The organism is Anaerotignum sp. (assembly GCF_045122575.1).
GTDB lineage: Bacteria > Bacillota > Clostridia > Lachnospirales > Anaerotignaceae > Anaerotignum_A.
On record NZ_JBGVHV010000137.1, the window covers coordinates 1 to 3,850 of the forward strand.

At 47.0% G+C, this 3,850-nt stretch carries 3 protein-coding genes and 1 tRNA gene; all 4 read right to left on the reverse strand.

Going from position 1 to position 3,850, the window contains the following annotated elements:
* Positions 1 to 3: 3 nt before the first annotated feature.
* The 4 genes from ACJMLT_RS06740 to ACJMLT_RS06755 all read right to left on the reverse strand — a co-directional run bounded on the left by ACJMLT_RS06740 (position 4) and on the right by ACJMLT_RS06755 (position 3,845).
* Positions 4 to 76 (reverse strand) — tRNA-Arg (locus ACJMLT_RS06740).
* Between the two features lie 88 nt (positions 77 to 164).
* The gene (locus ACJMLT_RS06745) at positions 165 to 2,609 is read right to left on the reverse strand and encodes a glycogen/starch/alpha-glucan phosphorylase (protein WP_405728452.1); all 2,445 of its coding nucleotides are present in this window, start codon (positions 2,607 to 2,609) and stop codon (positions 165 to 167) included.
* A 173-nt stretch (positions 2,610 to 2,782) separates the two neighbouring features.
* Positions 2,783 to 3,220, reverse strand: a complete 438-nt coding sequence (locus tag ACJMLT_RS06750; RefSeq protein WP_405728455.1) for a hypothetical protein — start codon at positions 3,218 to 3,220, stop codon at positions 2,783 to 2,785.
* A gap of 61 nt (positions 3,221 to 3,281) precedes the next feature.
* Positions 3,282 to 3,845, reverse strand: coding sequence for a chromate transporter (locus tag ACJMLT_RS06755; RefSeq protein WP_405728458.1), 564 nt, complete (start codon positions 3,843 to 3,845; stop codon positions 3,282 to 3,284).
* Positions 3,846 to 3,850: the final 5 nt, after the last annotated feature.

The following is a 3,850-nucleotide window of genomic DNA, read 5'->3' on the forward strand; positions in this document are numbered from 1 at the left end:
TTCCGCACCCGACAGGAATCGAACCTGCGGCCTTTCGGTCCGGAGCCGAACGCTCTATCCCCTGAGCTACGGGTGCTTATGTATGGGGCCGTGGTGACCACAGCCCCGTTTCTTATTTTACCTGTTACCGGAAAGGATGTCAAATCCTTCTCGCCGTCAAAATATTACAGTTCGATATCAACGGTGGGCAGGTTCCAGATTTCATCTGCATACTGGCGGATGGTTCTGTCAGAGGAGAACTTACCGCTTTTCGCTGTGTTCAGGATGGCCATTCTTGCCCATCTTTCCTGATCGCGGTATGCCGCATCGATATCCCAGTGGGCTCTTGCGTAATCCGCATAGTCTTCCAGAACGAAATATTCATCCGCTCTGCCGCCGCAGCCATTCAGCAGGGCATCATACAGTTCGCGGAAACGATTTGTATCGGAATCGAAAGTACCATCGATCAGGCTTGTCAGTGCCATACGCACTTCCTGGTTCATGTTGTATACCATCCAGGGATCGTAACCACCCTGATATTTCTGCTGCACTTCATCCGCACTCATACCGAAGATGAAAATGTTGTCTCTGCCAACTTCTTCGCAGATTTCCACATTAGCACCGTCCATCGTACCGATGGTCAGGGCACCATTCAGCATGAATTTCATGTTACCTGTACCGGATGCTTCCTTACCTGCTGTAGAGATCTGTTCACTGATATCTGCTGCAGGGATCAGTTTTTCCGCCAGAGATACACGGTAGTTTTCCATGAATACCACTTTGATCTTGCCATTGATAGAAGCATCGTTATTGACTACATCAGCCACTGCGTTGATCAGCTTGATGATCAGTTTTGCACGACGGTAGCCTGCTGCTGCTTTTGCACCGAAAATAAATGTTCTTGGAACCATATCCAGGCCGGGGTTCATCTTCAGCTGGTTATACAGACCAATGATATGCAGGATATTCAGCAGCTGTCTCTTGTATTCATGCAGACGTTTCACCTGAATATCGAAGATGGAATCAGGGTTTACGTCGATGCCTTTTGTTTCTTTGATATAGTTTGCCAGAGCGATCTTGTTGTCTCTCTTGATCGCCATAAAACGTTCGCGGAAAGCTGCATCGTCTGCATAAGGGATCAGTTTCTGCAGTTCGTCCAGATTTGTCACCCAATCCTTACCGATTTTTTCAGAGATCAGATCAGCCAGTTCTCTGTTGGAATGTACCAGCCATCTTCTCTGGGTGATACCGTTTGTTTTATTGTTGAATTTTTCAGGATACAGTTCATAGAAATCTCTCAGTTCCTGATTTTTCAGAATTTCTGTATGCAGAGCAGCTACACCGTTTACGGAATGGCTGCCTACGATGGCCAGATAAGCCATGCGGATCTGACCGTCAGCGATGATCGCCATTTTTCTTACCTTCGCAGGGTCATTGCCGTATTTTTCTGTCAGTTCCAGAACGAAACGACGGTTGATTTCTTCTACGATCTGATAGATACGGGGCAGCAGACGGCTGAACAGTTCCATGGGCCATTTTTCCAGTGCTTCCGCCATGATGGTATGGTTTGTGTAAGCACATACTTTTCTTGTGATATCCCAAGCCTGTTCCCAAGGCAGATCGTTTTCATCCACCAGCACACGCATCAGTTCTGCAACTGCCATACTGGGGTGCGTATCATTCAGCTGGAATGCAACCTTTTCGGGCAGCAGATTGAAATCTGTGTGCATTTTTTTGAAACGGGCGATCACTCTCTGGATCGTTGCGGAAATAAAGAAATACTGCTGACGCAGACGCAGTTCTTTGCCCTGCATGTGTTCATCGGCAGGATAGAGTACGTCTGTCAATGTGTTTGCCAGCATTTCTTCTTCTGCTGCTTTCTGATAGTTCCCTTCGTTGAAGGACTTCAGATCCAGTCTGTTCTTGGGTTTTGCTTCCCACAGACGCAGTGTATTTACTGTGTTGTTACCATAGCCGATGACAGGATAGTCATAGGGGATGGCTGTTACGGACTGGAAGTTTTCATGTACCATTTTGTAGCCGCCTTTGTCGTCAGCCACAGCGCGTACATTGCCGCCGAATTTTACTTCTACGGCATATTCATTTCTCTTGATGCCCCAGGGATCGCCGTTTTCCAGCCAGTTATCGGGTGCTTCCACCTGATAGCCGTTTTCGATACGCTGTTCGAAAATGCCGTAGTGGTAGCGGATACCGCAGCCGTATGCAGGCAGCGCCAGTGTAGACAGGGATTCCAGGAAGCAGGCAGCCAGACGGCCCAGACCACCGTTCCCCAGACCGGGGTCGGGTTCTGCGTCTTCTACCATGTTATAATCGATGCCCAGTTCTTCAAATACTGCTTTTACATCATCAAACATTTCCAGATTGATGAGGGCATTGCCGAAGAAGCGACCCATCAAAAATTCCATAGACAGGTAATAAACTACTTTTACATCTTTTTCATAATATTCATCATGGGTCTTCATCCATTTATCTGTGATGACATCCCTGATGGCAAATACTGCCGCCTGATACAGCTCTTCAGGTGTGGCATGTTCCAGTGTTTTTCGGTACAGCGTTTTTACGTTTTCCCGAATCATTTCTTTCAGTTGTTCTTTTTCGATAAAACTCATAATAACCCCCTTGGATACCAAAGGTAACCTTCTCTCTTTTTTTCTTTTTTGCGGGATTCGGCATTCCCGCTGCGTTCTTATTTTCTCACGCAGATACGGTATTATACCAAATTTTCGCTTGTTTGGCAATTTTCCATCGGTCGATTTCTGCATTTTATTGGACTTTTTTTGAATTACATGAACAAAAATGTCCCAAAAAGGAAACCTGCACCACTGCAGAGGGCCTTTCCGATCTCGATTTTGTTCGGAATGATACCCGCAGAAGCATGATACAGCCCCATACCGCCAAAAAATGCCAGAAGCAGAACCTCTCTGAAAGAAAGGGGATCCTGCCAAAGAAGCTGACAGCCTGTCACGATCCAAAGGATGAGGACAGAGAGGATCTTTCTTCCTTCCAGCCGGAGACTGACCAGAACACCAACCCCCGCCGCTGCTGCGGAAAGAAAGAAATACGCCGTTCCCATCACATGGGGTAAAAGAGCAAAACAAAGAAAGGCCAGATATCCGCCGTCCAAAAAACAAAGGGCAGCCTTGGCGAAGGTTCGCTTTTCTGCTGCCCATGTAAACATACCGTATCCCATAACGAGAGCCAGCCATAGTATCGGTTTCATATGGATTCCCCCATTCCATTCTTTCTACTAGGATATGGAAGGGACGAAATCTTGATGATTGTTACAGGGCAAAAACGATGCCCACCACCGCACTGAGTACGATATAAAAAATCGGATGCTTTTTCCACTTATTCGTTGCAAAAAGCAGTGCCGCAAACAAAATACATTCCTCTATACCGATCTGACTGCTGATATTTGCCAAGCGCAGTTCCTCAAAAGTCGCAGAATGGAACAACGCTCCAATGAGAACGCCGAAGCCTGCCGCGCCGATCAGACCCATCACCGCAGGGCGCAGTCCGTAGAAGGCATAATTCACATATTTATTGCTGCGGAATTTTTCCAGCATTCTGGAAATGATGATAATAATGACCACAGAGGGGAAAATCAGCCCTGCCGTTGCGCAGATACTGCCGATGACACCGCTGTGCTGAAAGCCTGTATAGGTGGCCATATTGACCCCCAACGGGCCGGGTGTGGATTCGGAAATCGCGATCATATCCGGAATCTGATGGACGGAAAACCAAGGGTATTTATCCGACAGACGATACAGAAAAGGTAATGTTGCCAGACCACCACCGATCGAAAACAGACCGATCTTGAAGAATTCAAAAATCAGGATCAGAATATCCA